Here is a 16,077-nt window from a genome sequence, read left to right on the forward strand (position 1 = left end):
ACGGAGACGGTGGCGGTGACAGGGGCGGGGGCGCGTCCGACGGCGGAGGCCGCGACGGACTGCACGACCGGAGCCTCGGGTCTCGACAGCTCCGGCTCCGGCCGCGGTGCCTGGACGGTGAAGTCGTCGCGCGCCACCGCGAGCTCGACCGTGCCGTGCGCAGTGAAGGTCTGCCCGATGGCCGCCCCGGCGCCCGGCGAGGCGACCGCGGGGACGACGGCCGTCGCGGGGTCGGCGAAGGCGGGGAGGGTCAACTGCGTCGCGAGGAGCGCGACCGGGGCGGCGAACGCCACGCCTGTCGCGAGGCGCCTCCGGGCGGGGACAGAAGCGGGGACCGCCGCTGACGGTGCCGACGACCTCGGGAACGGTGGCCGTGCGACGGCACGGCGGACGACGGTCCGTCGTGCGGTCGACTGTGGCGCTGCGTGTCTCCCCACGACGCCGAGCCTAGTGACTCCCGGGCGTGTCGGACAGGAGGGTCGACTCGGCCGGTCGGGTTCGGCGGCGACACACTCGTGTTCCGAACCGGTCAGAGGTCGCTCACGCCACCTCCCGCGAGTTCGCTATCTGCACACAATGCGCATGCACTTGCGCGTTGTGTGCAATCCTGGGGCGACCGGGCCGGAGCGACCCGGGAACGAAACGATGGAGTTGCGTATGTCCGTTCCGATCAAGGCCGCGATCGAGAAGGTCCCCGGCGGCATGATGCTCGTCCCGCTCCTGGTGGGCGCCGTCCTCGCGACGGTCGCCCCCGGCACCGCGGACTTCTTCGGGTCCTTCACGGGAGGCCTCCTCACCGGGAGCACCCCGATCCTCGCCGTCTTCTACGTCTGCATGGGTGCGAGCATCGACCTGCGCGCGACCCCGTACATCCTCAAGAAGGGCGGGGCGCTGTTCGGCGCGAAGGTGCTGCTCGCCGTGGTCATCGGCGTCGTCGCCGGGCAGTTCATGTCCGAGCTGCCGGTCCAGGGCGGGTTCCTCGCCGGCCTGTCCGTCCTCGCCCTCGTCGCCGCGTTCAGCGACACGAACGGCGGCCTCTACATGGCGCTGATGGGCCAGTACGGCAAGCCGAAGGACGTCGCCGCGTACTCGATCATGACGATCGAGTCCGGGCCCTTCCTCACGATGCTCATCCTCGGCGTCGCCGGCCTGTCGGCGTTCCCGTGGCAGGCGCTCGTCGGCGCGCTCATCCCCCTGGTGCTCGGCATGGTGCTCGGCTCGCTCGACCCGGCGATGCGGAAGTTCCTCTCCGCGGCCTCACCGGTCCTCATCTTCTTCTTCGGTCTCGCGCTCGGCTTCGGCATCAGCCTGCAGACCGTCCTCAGTGCCGGACTGGTCGGCGTCCTGCTCGGTCTGGTCGTGCTGTTCCTCGGCGGGGCGGTCCTGTTCCTCGCCGACCGGCTCACCGGCGGCACGGGTCTCGGTGGACTCGCCGCGTCGTCGACCGCCGGCAACGCCGCAGCGGTGCCGATGCTCGTGGCCGCCGCGAACCCCGCCTACGAGGAGGCAGCGGGTCCTGCGACCGTCCTGGTCTCCGCCGCCATCGTGGTCACCTCGATCGGCACGCCGCTCATCGTCGCCTGGTACGCACGGTACCTCCAGGCGAAGAAGTCCGGGGGCGACACGAGCTCCACCGCCGCGGTCGCCGTCGAGGGTGCGGGCAACGGGGCGTCCCGGTGAGCGGGTCCACCGGCCTGACGATCATCGCCGACGACCTGACCGGAGCGGCCGATGCCGCCGGAGGGTACGGGGCCGCGTGCACCAGCACGGTCGTCCTCGGCCCGGACGTCCCCTGGCCCGCCTCGGACGTGCTCGCCGTCGACACCGAGAGTCGCTACCTGCCCCAGGACGAGGCCGCCTCGCTCGTGAGCGCCGTCGCCCGCCGCTCGGTCGCCCTCGGACGTCCGGTGTTCAAGAAGATCGACTCGCTGCTCCGCGGCAACGTCGGCGCCGAGGTCGCCGCGGCCCTGGCCGAGGTCGCCGGTCCGGAGCGCGGCCTGGCCGTCGTCGCGCCCGCCTTCCCCAGCACCGGCCGCACGACCGTCGACGGTGTCGTCCACGTCGACGGTGTCCAGAACACCGAAGGGCCGTTCTCGGGTGACGTCGCCGCCTCGCTCGCCGCCGCTGGCCTCCGGGCCGGGAGGCTCGCCCCCGGTCCGGCGGACGGCCCTGCGGACCTCGCCGGTCGCCTCGACCGCCTGCATGCCGACGGCGCGGACGCGGTGGTCGTGGACGCGGTCACCGACGCCGACCTCGAGACGATCGCCCGGGCCTCCCGGCTCGTCACCGTCCCCACCCTGGTGACCGGGTCCGGCGGGCTCGCCGCGCACATGGTGCCGGCCGACGACGCGAGCGCGGCGGCGGCTCCCCCGCTGCCGCCGGTCGACCGCGTCCTCGTCGTCGTCGGGAGCTACTCCGGCCCAGCCCGCTCGCAGATCGACGAGCTGGTCCGGCGTGGCGCCGAGCACGTCGAGTTGCGGCACCGCGACGACGGCGAACAGGCCGCGACGGACCAGATCACGCGCGCTCCCGGCGACGTCGTCGTCACCCCCGACCTGGGCATCCCGGTCGACAAGGACAACGCCCTCGACGTCGCTGCTGCGCTCGCGGCGACCGTCACCCGGAGCGCGCACCGCTTCGACGCCCTCGTCCTGACCGGCGGGGAGACCGCACGGGCCGTCCTCGACGCGCTCGGTATCGACAGCGTCCGCGTGCACGGGACCGTCGAACCCGGCGTCGTCCTGAGCAGCCATCCCGACCACCGCCCGCTCCTCGTGACGAAGGCGGGTGCGTTCGGCGACGCCGGCACCCTCGCCCGCACGGTCCGGGCCCTCCGACAGCAGAACAACGAGAAGTGAGGAACACCATGAAGCCGATCATCGCGATCACGATGGGTGACGCCGCCGGCGTCGGACCCGAGATCATCGCCAAGGCGATGGCCGACCAGGCGACCCGGTCACTGGCGACGATGTTCGTCATCGGCGACCTCCGCCGTCTGCAGCTCGCCATGGACGTCGTCTCGAGCACGCTGACCCTCAACCGGATCAGCGACCCGTCCGAGGTCACCGAGGACCCGACCACCATCGACGTCCTCGACATCCCGTGCATCCCCGAGGACCTGGCCTGGGGCGAGCTCTCGGCCGAGGCCGGACACGGCGCGTTCCTGTTCATCGAGAAGGCCGTCGAGCTCGCGATGGCCGGCACGATCGACGCCATCTGCACCGGTCCGCTGAACAAGGCGGCCCTGCACATGGGTGGGCACCAGTTCCCCGGGCACACCGAGATGCTCGCCGCCCTCGCCGGCGTCGAGGAGGTCTCGATGATGCTCACCGCGCCGAACATGCGCGTCATCCACGTCACCACCCACCTCGGCCTCGTCGATGCCGTCGCCGCCATCGACGGTGACCGGGTCTACCGCACGATCGCCCGCGGCAACGACCTGCTCGTCCGCTCCGGCAACGAGCACCCGCGCATCGCCGTCGCCGCGATCAACCCGCACGGCGGCGAGAACGGCCTGTTCGGCAACGACGAGGAGGCGCAGAAGATCCAGCCCGGCGTCGACCGTGCGCGCGCCGAGGGCCTCGACGTCATCGGCCCGCTGCCCGCCGACACCCTCTTCATGCTGGCCAGCCGCGGCGACTACGACCTCGTGGTGGCCCAGTACCATGACCAGGGCCACATCCCGGTGAAGGTGCTCGGGCTGAAGAACGGTGTGAACGTCACCGTCGGCCTGCCGTTCGTCCGGACCTCGGTCGACCACGGAACGGCGTTCGACATCGCCGGGAAGGACATCGTGGACCACGAACCGCTGCTCGAAGCGCTCCGTCAGGCCGCCGACCTCTCCCCGGAGCGCGACGGCTGACGTGAACGCCCGCGACCGTCGGCGCGAGATCAGCCGCCTGCTGCAGGAGAAGCCCGTCACCGTCGACGAGCTCGCAGCGGTGTTCTCGGTCTCCGCGTCGACGATCCGGCGGGACCTCGACACGATGACGCGCGACGGCACCATCGTCCGCACCTACGGTGGCGCACAGACCGTCAGCGGCCCGGAGCGGAGCCTGCGCGAGCGTGAGGCGATCGCCGTCGCGCAGAAAGCGGCGATCGGGCGGCTCGCGAGCACGTTCGTCCGGGACGGAGCGGTCGCCGTGCTCGACGCCGGGACCACCGTCGGGGCACTCGCGCGGAACCTCGTGTACCGGGAGGGCATCACCGTCGTGACCACCGGGCTGACGACCACCACCGCGCTCGAGCACAGCACGGGCGTCGAGTTGATCGTCGTCGGCGGGCGGCTGCGCCACATCAGCTCGGGGTTCGTCGGACCCTTCGCGGAGCGGGTGATGGCGGACGTCTCCGCCGACGTGGCGTTCCTCAGCGCTGACGGAGTCTCGGCGGAGCACGGCCTCTGCGAGGAGACGCCGGAGCAGGCGTCGCTCAAGCGCGTCATGGTCGAGCGGGCCCGTGAGCTGTACGTGCTGGCGGACTCGACGAAACTCGGGGTCGCCTCGGCGCACTGGTGGACGCGGATCGAGCGCCCGTGGGTGCTCGTGACGGACGACGGGGCGACGGACGAGCAGTTGGCGGCGTTCCGGGAGGCGGAGCTCGTGACGGTGCACGTGGCGGCGACCGATACCGTCCTGCCTGACGGCTGACGTCGTCCCGTCGACGCGGACCGGTCCTCCCAGCGGATGGGAGTGGTCATCCAGGCGGGCGATGCTGAGGAGCAATCGACTCCGGCAGGCTCAGGGCCATGCCCAACACAGAGCCGGCGACGAGCAGCACCGCGGAACTCATCGTCCACGACGACGCGGTCCGCGCCAACACCGCGTGGTTCGCCGACCGCACCGCCGGACGGCTCATGGCCGTCCTCAAGGCCGACGCCTTCGGACACGGCTCCGTCGCCCGCTCCGTGCTCGCCGCCGGCGCCACCGCGATCGGAGTGACGTCGGTCGCCGAGGCCCTGCGGGTGCGCGCCGACGGCGTCGACGTCCCGGTCCTCAGCTGGCTCAACCCGGTCGACGCCGATTTCGCGTCCGCACTGACGGCCGACGTCGACCTGGCCGTGTCCAGCATCGAACTGCTCAACGCGGTGAGCCGTGCAGCTGCCCAGACCGGGCGCCGTGCCCGCGTGCACCTCCACGTCGACCTCGGCATGTCCCGCGACGGTGCACCGCAGCACACCTGGTCGGCCCTCTGCGCCGCCGCTGCACTCATCCAGCACCTCGGGACGGTCCGCGTGGTCGGCGTCATGGGACACATGTCGTGCGCAGACCGACCCGACGACCCGCAGAACGTCCGCGAGGGCCTGCTGTTCGCCAACGCCGTCCGGACCGCGCGGCGCCGCAGCCTGTCCGGGTTCGTCACCCACCTCGCGGCCACGGCGGCGACGATCACCGGCGTCGGCTCGGGCCACGGACTGCACCGCATCGGAGCCGGGCTCTTCGGGATCGACCCGTCGTCGACCTCGGACGCACTCATGCCCACCCTGTCGCTCACCGCTCCGGTGGTCTCGTCCCGGACGGTCACGGCCGGAGCGGGGATCGGGTACGGCCATGACCACGTCGTCGACCGCACCACGAACCTCGCACTGCTCCCCCTCGGGTACGCGGACGGCCTCCCCCGGGCGGCCTCTGAACGAGCCGAGGTCCACGTCCGGGGCCGCCGCAGGCCGGTCGTCGGCCGGTTCTCGATGGACATGGTCGTCGTCGACACCGGCGACGACCGGCTGCATGCCGGCGAGACCGTCACAGTGTTCGGCCGCGGGACCGCAGGTGAACCGACGGTCGCCGAATGGGCGCGCTGGGCGGGCACGATCGAGCACGAGATCGTCACGGGCATCGGCTCCCGGGTCGCCCGCGTGCACCGCACGGCCCCGGACACCCCCGACGCTCGCGACGCGTCCTCCCGGAAGGACAGCGCTCGTGCATGACCGAGGAGCGCTGCGCATCGCCGTGGTCGGCGGCGGGGCGAACGACGAACACGAGGTGTCGCTCGCATCCGCAGCGGCCACGGTTCGGGCAGTGACCGGACTCGGCCTCGAGGCCGTCAGCCTCACCGTCGCCCGTGACGGCGGATGGCTGCACACCGCCGGTGGACCGATGACTGCGTCCGAGGCGGTCGAGGTCCTGACGTCGTGTGACGCCCTGTTCCCAGTGCTGCACGGCGTCGACGGTGAGGACGGCGCGATCGCCGGCCTCGCTCGGATGATCGGCGTCCCGGTCGTCGGCTCGCCCGTCCGCGCCGGAGCGCTCGGGATGGACAAGTGGGTCACGAAGACCCTCGCCGAGGCGCTCGGCATCCACACCGCGCCGGGCGTCCTCGTCCGGCCGGAGGACGAGTCCGCACTCCCTCTCGGCCTGCCGTTCGTCGTCAAGCCGACCACCGGAGGATCGAGCAACGGCGTCTCGGTCGTCCGCCACCCCGCCGACTACGCGGCCGCGCTGGCGACGGCGCGGGCCGCCGGAACGGACACCCTGGTCGAGCGCTTCATCGCCGGCCGGGAGGTCGACATCGCCGTCTTCCGCGACGCCACCGGCGCGCTCCGGACCGGCGCGACGCTCGAGATCGGCGTCCGGCCCGGCGACGTGTTCGACCGGACGCAGAAGTACGACGGCACGGCCGCCTTCACGATCCCGGCCCGCATCAGCCCGGCCGAGCACACCGAGGTGGAGCGTGCCGCCACCGTGCTCTACGCCGCGCTCGGCTGTGCGGGGGTGGCCCGCTTCGACTTCTTCGTCACCGACGACGGGGTCGTCCTCAACGAGGTGAACACGGCACCCGGGTTCACCGAGCAGTCGCAGGTACCCCGGATGTTCGCGGCCGTCGGTCTTCCCTACGCCGAACTCGTCGGCGAACTCATCGCGGCGACGGTGGCCTGGGGACCCGAACCGTCACGCAGCACTGACCCAGCGTCGCCCACCGGGCGCCGCACTGAACGATGGAGATCATCATGAACACGACCCGTGCCACCGTCACCCTCTCCGCGCTCGCCCTCGCGGCGGGTCTGCTCGCGACGACGACTGCGGGCGCCTCCGCAGCCACCGCCGACGAGCAGCTCAACCCGGCGCAGGACCCACTCGTGTCCCAGGAGGCCTCCGGGTACCGAGGGACGTGGGCCGTCAGCGGCGGCTCGCTGCAGGAGGCGTTCGAGCAGGACGGGGTCGTCATCTCGACCGGGACCACCGGCCTCCGGAGCGGGCTCGACGCCGAACAGGTCGTCTCGTTCGGGTACGTCGCGGGCTTCGGCGACCCCGTCAGCGGTGTGGACCACTCCCAGCTCAGCGGGCAGGCCGGCGCGGACGTCACCGCCGTCCGTGTGGTCAGCGCGTCCGGCGTCACCACGACGGCTGACCTCGCCGACGGCGTCTGGGGAGCCGTGTGGGTCTCCGGGAGCGACGCCGACGAGCACGGCAGGGCCACGATCGAGTACGACACCCCGACGGGGACCAGGACGGTCTCCACCGACGCGGTCGACGTCATCGCCGCGGACCAGCGCGCGGCCGAGCAGGGCTGACCCGAGGAGCGGACCGGCTGCCGGGCGACACGTCACGCCCGGCAGCCCCGCTCGACATCGCCTCCCCGCGAGGACGGACCACCAGACTCCCGTGCGAGGGTCGAGGCATGCTGCATCACCAGACCGTCGTCATCGCCGGCTGCGGCGACCTCGGCACCGAGGCCGCCCTCCGCTTCGCCGACCTCGGGTACCGCGTCGTCGGACTCCGTCGTCGCGCCGAGCTCCTGCCCGCACCGATCGAGGGCCGGAGCACCGACCTGCGCCAGGACGTGCCCGAGATCGACACCGACACCGCGGTCGTCGTCGTCGCCCTGGCCGCGGGCAGCCGGGACCCGGACGAGTACCGGGCGACCTACGTCGACGGGCTCCGCAACGTGCTGGACGGCATCGACCGGTCGGGAGCGGACCCGCGGATCGTCGTCGTGTCCTCGACCGCGGTCTACGACGTGTCCGACGGCAGCGAGGTCACCGAGGAGACCCCGGCGACCGGCGGGACGCCCACGGCGGAGGTCCTCGTGGAGGCCGAAGCACTCCTCCGTGAGCGGGCTCCGGGTGCGGTGCTCCTCCGCCTCTCGGGCATCTACGGGCCCGGACGTGAGCGACTCGTCGACCAGGTGCGCTCCGGCGCGGCCCGACTCGCGCCGACCCCGGGAGCGTCTCCCCACACGAACCGGATCCACCGCGACGACGCCGCGGCCGCGATCGCGCATCTCGCCACACTGGACGATCCGGCACCCACCTACCTGGGCACCGACGACGAGCCCGTCCGGCTCGACGACGTGCTCCGGTTCCTCGCCGACGAACTGCAGGTGCCGGCCCCGGAGTCCGGCCCGGCGTCGAACCGACGAGCGGGCGGTGACAAGCGGCTGTCGAACGCGCTCCTCCGGTCGACCGGTTTCACGTTCCGGTACCCGACGTACCGCGAGGGCTACCGCGCGGTCCTCGCCGGCGAGGGTGCCCGGCACCGCTGACAGGGCGAGAGCCGGGCGACGAGGGCAGTGCCCCGGCGACGGGTGTTCAGTGCCCCCGGTGGTCCTGGATCGTCATCCGCGGCCCGAACGCCGGCTTCCGGAACCCCGATCCAGAGATGAGCCGCACGACCCGTTCCCGGTGTCCTCGCCACGGTTCGAGCAGTTCGAGCATCCCGTCGTCGTCCACCGGCCCACCCGTGAGCGCCCACCCGACGAGGGCGGGCACGTGGTAGTCCCCGACGCTCGGCGAGTCCGGGTCCCCGTGCGCCCGCTGCGCGGTCTCGGCAGCGGTCCACGGTCCGACGCCGGGGATGGACTGCAGCCGACTCGCGACGAGCTCCCCGCCGCGGCCGAGCGTCAGCGTCCGTTCGAGTGCGGGCGCGACCTTCACGACGCGCATGACCGTCGCCGAGCGCCCGGGCTCGATGCCGGCCTTGTGCCACTCCCAGCTCGGGATCCGCGCCCAGGTGTCGGCGTCCGGCGGGACGACCATGCCCTCGGGAGCCGGGCCGGGTGCGGGGGTGCCGAATCGTCGGACGAGGTACCGCCACGCGCGCCAGGCCTGCCGCGAGGTCACCTTCTGCTCCATGATCGCGGGCACGAGCATCGCGACGACGGTGTTCGTCCGGAGGAGGCGTAACCCCGGCTGGCGGTGTCGCGCCTGCTCGAGGAAGGCATGCGCGGAAACGTCGAGCTCCGACCAGTCGTCACCGCGGCCGACGAGGTCCGGGCCGTGCGACACCGCCCACGCAGCCCCGGCACCCCACGCGCTGATCGCGACGGCGTCGCCGACGGCCCGCACGAGGACGGAGGCAGGCCCCTCCGGCGTCCGCAACGCGAGCCAGACGTCGGACCCGACCACCCGGTGCGCCGGGTCGCCGGAGCCGCGCGAGAGGGGCCGCAGCGTCGCGATCACGTCCACCGGGCCTCCCGGCCGGTAGACGGTGTCGACGCGACGCAGGTCGAGGTGCGGGTCGCGGTCCTGCTCGGCGTCGCCGGTCGACGCCGCAGCGGATCGGACGGAAGCCATGCAGGGATCGTAAGCGTCGGCACGGACACCGGTGACCGTCGCGGGCGGCCCCACCGGCGGTCGTCCACAACCGCCGGTCACAGCATGGCGATCCCGGAGCCGCTTCGGCCATGATGAGGGGGTCCACCGAACCCGACATCGGAAGTCCTCTCCATGCGCATCGGCATCCTCACCTCCGGCGGCGACTGCCCCGGTCTCAACGCGGTCATCCGGGCCATCGTGCTCAAGGGCATCGCGATCCACGGCCACGAGTTCGTCGGCTTCCGCGACGGCTGGCGGGGTGTGGTCGAGGGCGACATCGTGCCGCTCGGACGCAAGGACATCCAGGGCATCGCGAAGCAGGGTGGGACGATCCTCGGCACGAGCCGGACGAACCCCTTCGAGGGCCCGCACGGCGGCGTCGAGAACATCACCGCGACGCTGGAGCGGCACGACATCGACGCCATCGTCGCGATCGGCGGCGAGGGCACGCTGGCCGCTGCGAAGCGCCTGACCGACGCGGGCCTGAAGATCGTCGGCGTCCCGAAGACGGTCGACAACGACCTCGGTGCCACGGACTACACGTTCGGCTTCGACACGGCGGTGGCGATCGCGACCGAGGCGATGGACCGCCTCCGTACGACCGGTGAGTCCCACTCGCGGTGCATGGTCGCCGAGGTCATGGGCCGCCACGTCGGTTGGATCGCCCTCCACTCGGGCATGGCGGCAGGTGCGCACGCGATCCTCATCCCGGAGCAGAAGACCTCCCTCGCACAGATCGCCGAGTGGGTCCAGGCCGCCTACGACCGCGGCCGGGCACCCCTCGTCGTGGTCGCCGAGGGCTTCGTCCCCGACCACGAGGACACCGCCCACACCGAGCGCGGCCTCGACGCGTTCGGCCGACCCCGGCTGGGCGGCATCGGCGAGCGCCTCGCCCCGCTCATCGAGGAGATGACGGGCATCGAGACCCGCGCGACGACCCTCGGCCACATCCAGCGTGGCGGCACCCCCACGGCCTACGACCGGGTGCTCTCCACCCGGCTCGGCCTGGCGGCGATCGACGCCGTCGTCGAGGAGCGCTGGGGCCGGATGGTCGCCCTGAAGGGCACCGAGATCGTGCACGTCTCCTTCGAGGACGCGCTCGGCGAGCTGAAGACCGTGCCGCAGGACCGGTACGACGAAGCCGCCATCATGTTCGGCTGAGCGCGGATGGTCGAGGGCGGCTGCGCCCGCCGGGCCCGGCCGGGAGGCCCGGGGTAGCGTCGCGCCCATGACCCGCGCCGTCCTCGTGTCCCGTTCCGCCGCTCCCACCGTCACCGCCGTCGACCTGTCCGCGCCCGGCGATCGGGAGGCCCTGGTCACCGTCGCGCGGTCGAGCGTCAACTACAAGGACGGACTAGCCGTCGCCGGCGACCCCGGCGTGGTGCGGACCGATCCGCTCGTGCCCGGCATCGACGTGGTCGGCACCGTCGCCGCGGTCGGACCGAACGTGCAGGACGTGGCGGTCGGCGATCGCGTGGTCCTCACCGGCGCGGGTGCGGGCGAGTCCCGGCACGGCGGATGGGCGGAGCAGTGCGTGGTCCCGGTGGACGCGCTCGTGTCGCTGCCGGACGCGATCGACGACGACCTGGCGGCAGCGATCGGCACGGCCGGGTTCACCGCGATGCTCAGCGTCCTGGCGCTCGAGCGCGGAGTCGCCCCCGAGGACGGGCCGGTCCTGGTGACCGGGGCTTCGGGCGGGGTCGGCACGGTGGCGATCGCCCTGCTCGCGGCCCGGGGGTACCGGGTGACCGCGTCGACCGGGCGACCGGAGAACGACGAATCGCTCCGGGCCCTCGGCGCGGCGGACGTCGTCGACCGCGCGACGTTCGCCGAGCCGGGCAAGCCGATGCAGCGCGCGGTGTGGGCCGGCGCGGTCGACAGTGTCGGCGGTGCGACCCTCGCGAGCGTCCTCGCGGCGACGCAGTACGGCGGCGCGGTCACGGCGTGCGGGTTGGCGCAGGACACCGCGCTGCCGACGACGGTGCTGCCGTTCATCCTCCGCGGGGTGTCCCTGCTCGGCATCGACTCGGTCGCGGCGCCGCTCGACCTGCGACGGCGGGCCTGGGCACGGCTCGCGACGGACCTCGACCCGGCACTGCTCCGGGCGGTGACCCGCACGGTCGGCCTCGCCGAGGCGATCGAGGTCGGCGCGGAGGTCGTCGCCGGACGGGTGCACGGGCGGACGGTGGTCGACGTCACGCGGTGATCCGGGCCTCCCGGCCGGCGGTGCCGGCAGTGCTGGCAGTGCCGACAGGGCTGCGTCTGCCAGCACCCGGGCGGACACGGGCGGCGGCGCCGACTCCCGCTCCTTAGCAAGCGTTTGCACAATGTCACGTTAGGATTTGAGTACCGAACACCTTCATGGAGGAGACCCGGATGCCGGTACCCAAGTCGACCGTCGAGAACTCGCCCCGGAAGCTCCTCCGCGACGTCGTCCTCGAGAAGATGCTCGCCGCCATCCAGGACGGCACGCTGCAGGCCGGGGAGCGCCTCAACGACGACGAGCTGGTCGCCTGGCTCGGGGTGAGTCGCACCCCCATCCGCGAGGCGATCGCCAAGCTCGTCGACTACGGCCTGGTCGAGATGGAGGCGAACCGCTACACCCGTGTCGCCTCCCCCACCGCCGAGCAGTACGACGACGCCTTCCAGATGCTGTTCGGCATCGGTGAGCTCGCCGCCCGCTGGTCGTTCCCCCGCTTCGAGGACGCCGACGTCAAGGCATTCGGGAAGCTCCTCGACGACATGCGCGCGCACGCCGAGGCCGAGGACCGCGCCCTCAACGACGACATCGACAAGGCGATCGCGTTCATGGTCGCCAAGTCGGGCAACGAGCTCCTCGTGAAGACGAGCGAGTCCCTGCTCAACCGCGCGAAGTTCGTCCGCATCGGCGAGCCGGAGTTCGTCTTCTGGGACGTCGCCCAGGCGCTCGACGGCTTCCGTGCCGCGGCGAAGGGCCGGGACGGCGAAGCCGGTGGCGCCCTCGTCCGCGGACTCGGCCGCGCGATGGCCGAGCACCTCGCCACGGCACGGGCGGCGAAGGCCGCAGAGGCCTGATCCGACGACGACCGGTCGGCCCCGCTGACGACCAGGACGGCCCCGCCACCCCCTGGCGGGGCCGTCCTGCGTGTTGCGCGAGGATGGAGACGTGACCGACGTCCTCCTCCGCGCCTCCGGCCTCCGCGTCACCCGCAGCGGGCGCGACCTGCTCCACGACGTGGACCTCACCGTCCGCAGCGGGGAGCACTGGGCACTGCTCGGGTCGAACGGTGCCGGCAAGTCGACCCTGCTCGCGGTCCTCGGCGCCACCGGACACCCGACGGCCGGACACGTCGAGGTCCTCGGCCGGCAGCTCGGCCGCGTCGACGTCCGCGAACTCCGCGAGCACATCGGGCACGTCGACCCTCGACACCGGATGCTGTCACCGCTGACCGTCCTCGAGACCGTGCTGACCGGGCTCACGGGGACGACCGACCTCATGACGCGTTGGGAGCCGACCGCGGCCGACGTCGCACGAGCCGAGCAGCACGTCGCCGACGTCGGACTCACCGCGCGCCGGGACGCCCGCTGGCCGGTGCTGTCCCAGGGTGAACGGGGACGTGCGCTCATCGCCCGGGCGCTGATGTCCGACCCGCGGCTGCTGCTGCTCGACGAACCCGCGACGGGGCTCGACGTCGCCGCGCGTGAGCACCTGCTCGAGACCGTCGACGCGCTGCGCATCCGGCAGCCGGGGCTCGGCAGCGTGATGGTCACGCACCACCTGGAGGACCTGCCGGCCTCGACCTCGCACGCGATGCTCCTGCGGGACGGGGGCGTCGTGGCGCAGGGGCCGGCGGACGAGGTCATCACCTCGGCGCTGGTGTCGGCCGCGTTCGACTTCCCGCTCGCCGTCGAGCGGAGCGGTGGGCGCTGGCACGCGCGCCGCGCGGACTAGGCTGCGGGGCCTCCCGGCTGGCCCGGACGCGATCGTCGCGCGGGCGCGAGACGCCCCCCGTCAGCGAACGACGCAGCCTCCATCGCCAGACGCTGCCGAACACGGCGGCGTCCCGCGCACTCGGCGGCGCCGCGGGCAGACGCAGGCGTCTCGCGCTCGCCACAGACGAACGGACGGGAGGCGCGGCCCCGTTCGGACCCCCGCCTCCCGTCCGCCTTCCGGCTACTCCGTCGCGGCAGCCGCCGCCTTCGCGGCAGCCGGCAGCGCGTCGAGGATCTGCGACACCGCGCGCTCGTCGTGTGCGGCGGTGAGGAACCACGCCTCGTACACGCTCGGCGGCAGGGTCACCCCGGAGTCGAGCATGCTGTGGAAGAACGCCGCGTACCGGAACGCCTCCTGCGCGCGGACGTCGTCGTAGTTCCGCGGCGGGGTGTCCAGGAACGCGAACGAGAACAGGTTCCCGGCGTGCTGCACGGTGTGCGCGACACCCTCGGCCGACAGCGCCTCGCTCGTGGCCCGGGAGATCACGTCCGCCGTGCGGTCGAGGTGCGCGTACACCTCGGGGGTCGCGGCCCGGAGCGTGGCGATGCCCGCGGCGACCGCGAGCGGGTTCCCGGACAGCGTGCCCGCCTGGTACACGGGGCCGAGCGGGGCGAGGAAGTCCATGACCTCTCGCCGACCACCGAGCGCGGCGAGCGGCATGCCACCGCCGATGACCTTGCCGTACGTGACGAGGTCGGGCTTCCACCCCGTCCCGTCGGGCACGGTGCCGTCGGCCTCGAGCCCCCACCAGCCGGCCGGCCCGACGCGGAACCCGGTGAGGACCTCGTCGACGATGAGCAGTGCGCCGTGCGACTGCGTGAGCTGCGCCAGCGCCCGGTTGAAGCCGCGCTCGGGGGCGAGGACGCCCATGTTCGCGGGGGCGCCCTCGACGATCACGGCGGCGATGCGCTCCGAGTGCTCGTCGAAGGCGCGGCGCACGGCGTCCAGGTCGTTGTACGGCAGCACCAGCGTCTGCGCGGCGGTCTCGGCGGTGATGCCCGCGCTGCCGGGGAGCGCCAGCGTGGCCACACCCGAGCCGGCCTCGGCCAGGAGCGAGTCCGAGTGGCCGTGGTAGTGGCCGGCGAACTTCACGAGCAGGTCCCGGCCGGTGTAGCCGCGGGCCAGGCGGATGGCGGTCATCGTGGCCTCGGTGCCGGTCGACACCATGCGGATCTTCTCGATGGGGCCGTCGCCGTCCACCTGCACCCGCTGCTTCACGAGCTCGGCCAGTTCGGTCTCGCCGGGGGTGGAGGCCCCGAAGGACAGCCCGCGGGCCGCCGCCTGCTGCACGGCCTCGACCGTGCCCGGGTGGGCGTGCCCGAGGATCGCCGGGCCCCAGGACGCGACGAGGTCGACGTACTCGCGGCCCTCGGCGTCGGTGACGGTGGCACCCTTCGCGGACACCAGGAACCGCGGGGTCCCGCCGACCGACCCGTAGGCACGGACCGGGGAGTTCACCCCGCCCGGGATGCTGTTCTTCGCACGACCGAACAGCTGGTCGTTCGTGGTCGTCGTCGAGGTCATTCGGGGGCCTTCCCGGTCGGGGCGATGCCGGCGACGTCCGCGGAGCTGCCCGAGGTGCGCAGTCCCGCTTCGTCGTTGAGCTTGCGGGCGATGTCGACCGCGAAGTAGGTGAGGATCGCGTCCGCACCGGCGCGCTTGATGCCGATGAGGGCCTCCATGGCGGCGGCGTCCCGGTCGATCCAGCCGTTCTGGGCGGCGGCGGTGATCATCGCGTACTCGCCGGAGATCTGGTACGCCCAGACGGGCACGGTCGACACGTCAGCGGTGCGGGCGAGCACGTCGAGGTAGCTCATGGCGGGCTTCACCATGACGATGTCCGCGCCCTCGGCGATGTCCTGCTCGACCTCGCGGAGGCCTTCACGCCCGTTCCCGGAGTCGAGCTGGTACGTGCGGCGGTCGCCCTGCAGCGTGCTCGCGACGGCCTCGCGGAAGGGCCCGTAGAACGCCGACGCGTACTTCGCCGCGTACGCGAGCAGCGCCGTGCCGGAGTGCCCGGCCAGGTCCAGGGCATCACGGGCGGCGGCGATCTGGCCGTCCATCATCCCGCTCAGGCAGACGAGTTCCGCGCCGGCCTCGGCCTGCGCGACGGCCATGTCCCGGTATCGGAGCAGCGTGGCGTCGTTGTCGACCGACCCGTCGGCGGCGAGGACACCGCAGTGGCCGTGGTCGGTGAACTCGTCGAGGCACAGGTCGGACTGCACGACGAGGGCGTCGCCGACCTCCTCCTTCGCCACCCTGATCGCCACGTTGAGGATGCCGTCCGGATCGGTGGCGCCGGACCCCTGCGCGTCCTTGTGCTGCGGGACACCGAACAGGTTCACCCCGCCGATCCCGACCGAGGCGGCCTCGTTCAGCGCGCGGCGGAACGAGTCGAGGGAGTGCTGCGGGACCCCGGGCATGCTCGTGATGTCGATCGCGTCGGTGGCGCCTTCGCGGATGAACATCGGCAGCACGAGCTCGGCGGGGTGGAGCCGGGTCTCGGCGACGAGCCGACGCATCGCGGGGGTGGCGCGCAGTCGGCGGGGGCGGACCTGGGGGAAGCGTCCAGTCA

At 72.9% G+C, this 16,077-nt stretch carries 16 protein-coding genes; 12 read left to right on the forward strand and 4 right to left on the reverse strand.

Translation table 11 applies throughout. The features are described from left to right. The coding region (locus DEI83_RS15465) for a hypothetical protein (RefSeq protein ID WP_220036816.1) at window positions 1–293 on the reverse strand (293 nt) is incomplete at its 3' end. 364 nt (window positions 294–657) lie between these two features. On the opposite strand from DEI83_RS15465, the gene DEI83_RS15470 reads away from it, so the two are divergent. The 8 genes from DEI83_RS15470 (at window position 658) to DEI83_RS15510 (ending at window position 8,478) form a co-directional block, all read left to right on the forward strand. Continuing rightward, window positions 658–1,680, forward strand: coding sequence for a 2-keto-3-deoxygluconate permease (locus tag DEI83_RS15470; RefSeq protein WP_111082829.1), 1,023 nt, complete (start codon window positions 658–660; stop codon window positions 1,678–1,680). Beyond that, window positions 1,677–2,858 carry a four-carbon acid sugar kinase family protein gene (locus DEI83_RS15780; RefSeq protein ID WP_181431272.1) on the forward strand — a complete coding sequence of 394 codons (1,182 nt, stop codon included), beginning with the start codon at window positions 1,677–1,679 and terminating at the stop codon, window positions 2,856–2,858. Before DEI83_RS15470 ends, DEI83_RS15780 begins: the two co-directional genes overlap by 4 nt. A gap of 8 nt (window positions 2,859–2,866) precedes the next feature. Beyond that, entirely contained in the window at window positions 2,867–3,862 is a 996-nt protein-coding gene (gene pdxA, locus DEI83_RS15485) for a 4-hydroxythreonine-4-phosphate dehydrogenase PdxA (protein ID WP_111082830.1), read from the forward strand. 1 nt (window position 3,863) lies between these two features. Next, a complete protein-coding gene (locus DEI83_RS15490; RefSeq protein ID WP_111082831.1) occupies window positions 3,864–4,646 on the forward strand; it encodes a DeoR/GlpR family DNA-binding transcription regulator in 783 nt (260 codons plus the stop codon). Between the two features lie 98 nt (window positions 4,647–4,744). Beyond that, on the forward strand, window positions 4,745–5,923 hold the full coding sequence (alr, locus tag DEI83_RS15495; RefSeq protein WP_111082832.1) for an alanine racemase: 1,179 nt from the start codon (window positions 4,745–4,747) through the stop codon (window positions 5,921–5,923). Next, window positions 5,916–6,947, forward strand: coding sequence for an ATP-grasp domain-containing protein (locus DEI83_RS15500; protein ID WP_111082833.1), 1,032 nt, complete (start codon window positions 5,916–5,918; stop codon window positions 6,945–6,947). The genes alr and DEI83_RS15500 overlap by 8 nt, the downstream gene beginning before the upstream one ends. Continuing rightward, window positions 6,944–7,507, forward strand: coding sequence for a hypothetical protein (locus DEI83_RS15505; RefSeq protein WP_111082834.1), 564 nt, complete (start codon window positions 6,944–6,946; stop codon window positions 7,505–7,507). Before DEI83_RS15500 ends, DEI83_RS15505 begins: the two co-directional genes overlap by 4 nt. Before the next feature lie 107 nt (window positions 7,508–7,614). Continuing rightward, a complete protein-coding gene (locus DEI83_RS15510; RefSeq protein ID WP_111082835.1) occupies window positions 7,615–8,478 on the forward strand; it encodes an NAD-dependent epimerase/dehydratase family protein in 864 nt (287 codons plus the stop codon). Window positions 8,479–8,524: 46 nt separating this feature from the next. On the opposite strand, the gene DEI83_RS15515 is transcribed toward DEI83_RS15510, so the two are convergent. Next, the gene (locus DEI83_RS15515) at window positions 8,525–9,508 is read right to left on the reverse strand and encodes a DNA-3-methyladenine glycosylase (protein ID WP_181431273.1); all 984 of its coding nucleotides are present in this window, start codon (window positions 9,506–9,508) and stop codon (window positions 8,525–8,527) included. Window positions 9,509–9,661: 153 nt separating this feature from the next. Here DEI83_RS15515 and DEI83_RS15520 point away from each other — a divergent pair, with 153 nt between their 5' ends. The 4 genes from DEI83_RS15520 to DEI83_RS15535 all read left to right on the forward strand — a co-directional run bounded on the left by DEI83_RS15520 (window position 9,662) and on the right by DEI83_RS15535 (window position 13,460). Further along, window positions 9,662–10,690 carry a 6-phosphofructokinase gene (locus DEI83_RS15520; RefSeq protein WP_111082836.1) on the forward strand — a complete coding sequence of 343 codons (1,029 nt, stop codon included), beginning with the start codon at window positions 9,662–9,664 and terminating at the stop codon, window positions 10,688–10,690. Between the two features lie 67 nt (window positions 10,691–10,757). Next, window positions 10,758–11,735, forward strand: coding sequence for an MDR family oxidoreductase (locus tag DEI83_RS15525; RefSeq protein ID WP_111082837.1), 978 nt, complete (start codon window positions 10,758–10,760; stop codon window positions 11,733–11,735). Between the two features lie 170 nt (window positions 11,736–11,905). Further along, entirely contained in the window at window positions 11,906–12,583 is a 678-nt protein-coding gene (locus tag DEI83_RS15530; RefSeq protein WP_111082843.1) for a GntR family transcriptional regulator, read from the forward strand. A 91-nt stretch (window positions 12,584–12,674) separates the two neighbouring features. Next, a complete protein-coding gene (locus tag DEI83_RS15535; RefSeq protein ID WP_111082838.1) occupies window positions 12,675–13,460 on the forward strand; it encodes an ABC transporter ATP-binding protein in 786 nt (261 codons plus the stop codon). 222 nt (window positions 13,461–13,682) lie between these two features. On the opposite strand, the gene hemL is transcribed toward DEI83_RS15535, so the two are convergent. After that, entirely contained in the window at window positions 13,683–15,026 is a 1,344-nt protein-coding gene (gene hemL, locus DEI83_RS15540) for a glutamate-1-semialdehyde 2,1-aminomutase (RefSeq protein WP_111082839.1), read from the reverse strand. Beyond that, on the reverse strand, window positions 15,023–16,077 hold a 1,055-nt coding region (gene hemB / locus DEI83_RS15545; protein WP_375334677.1), incomplete at its 5' end, for a porphobilinogen synthase. The genes hemB and hemL, both read right to left, overlap by 4 nt.

Origin of the sequence: Curtobacterium sp. MCBD17_021 (assembly GCF_003234525.1) — a bacterium.
Taxonomy (GTDB): domain Bacteria; phylum Actinomycetota; class Actinomycetes; order Actinomycetales; family Microbacteriaceae; genus Curtobacterium.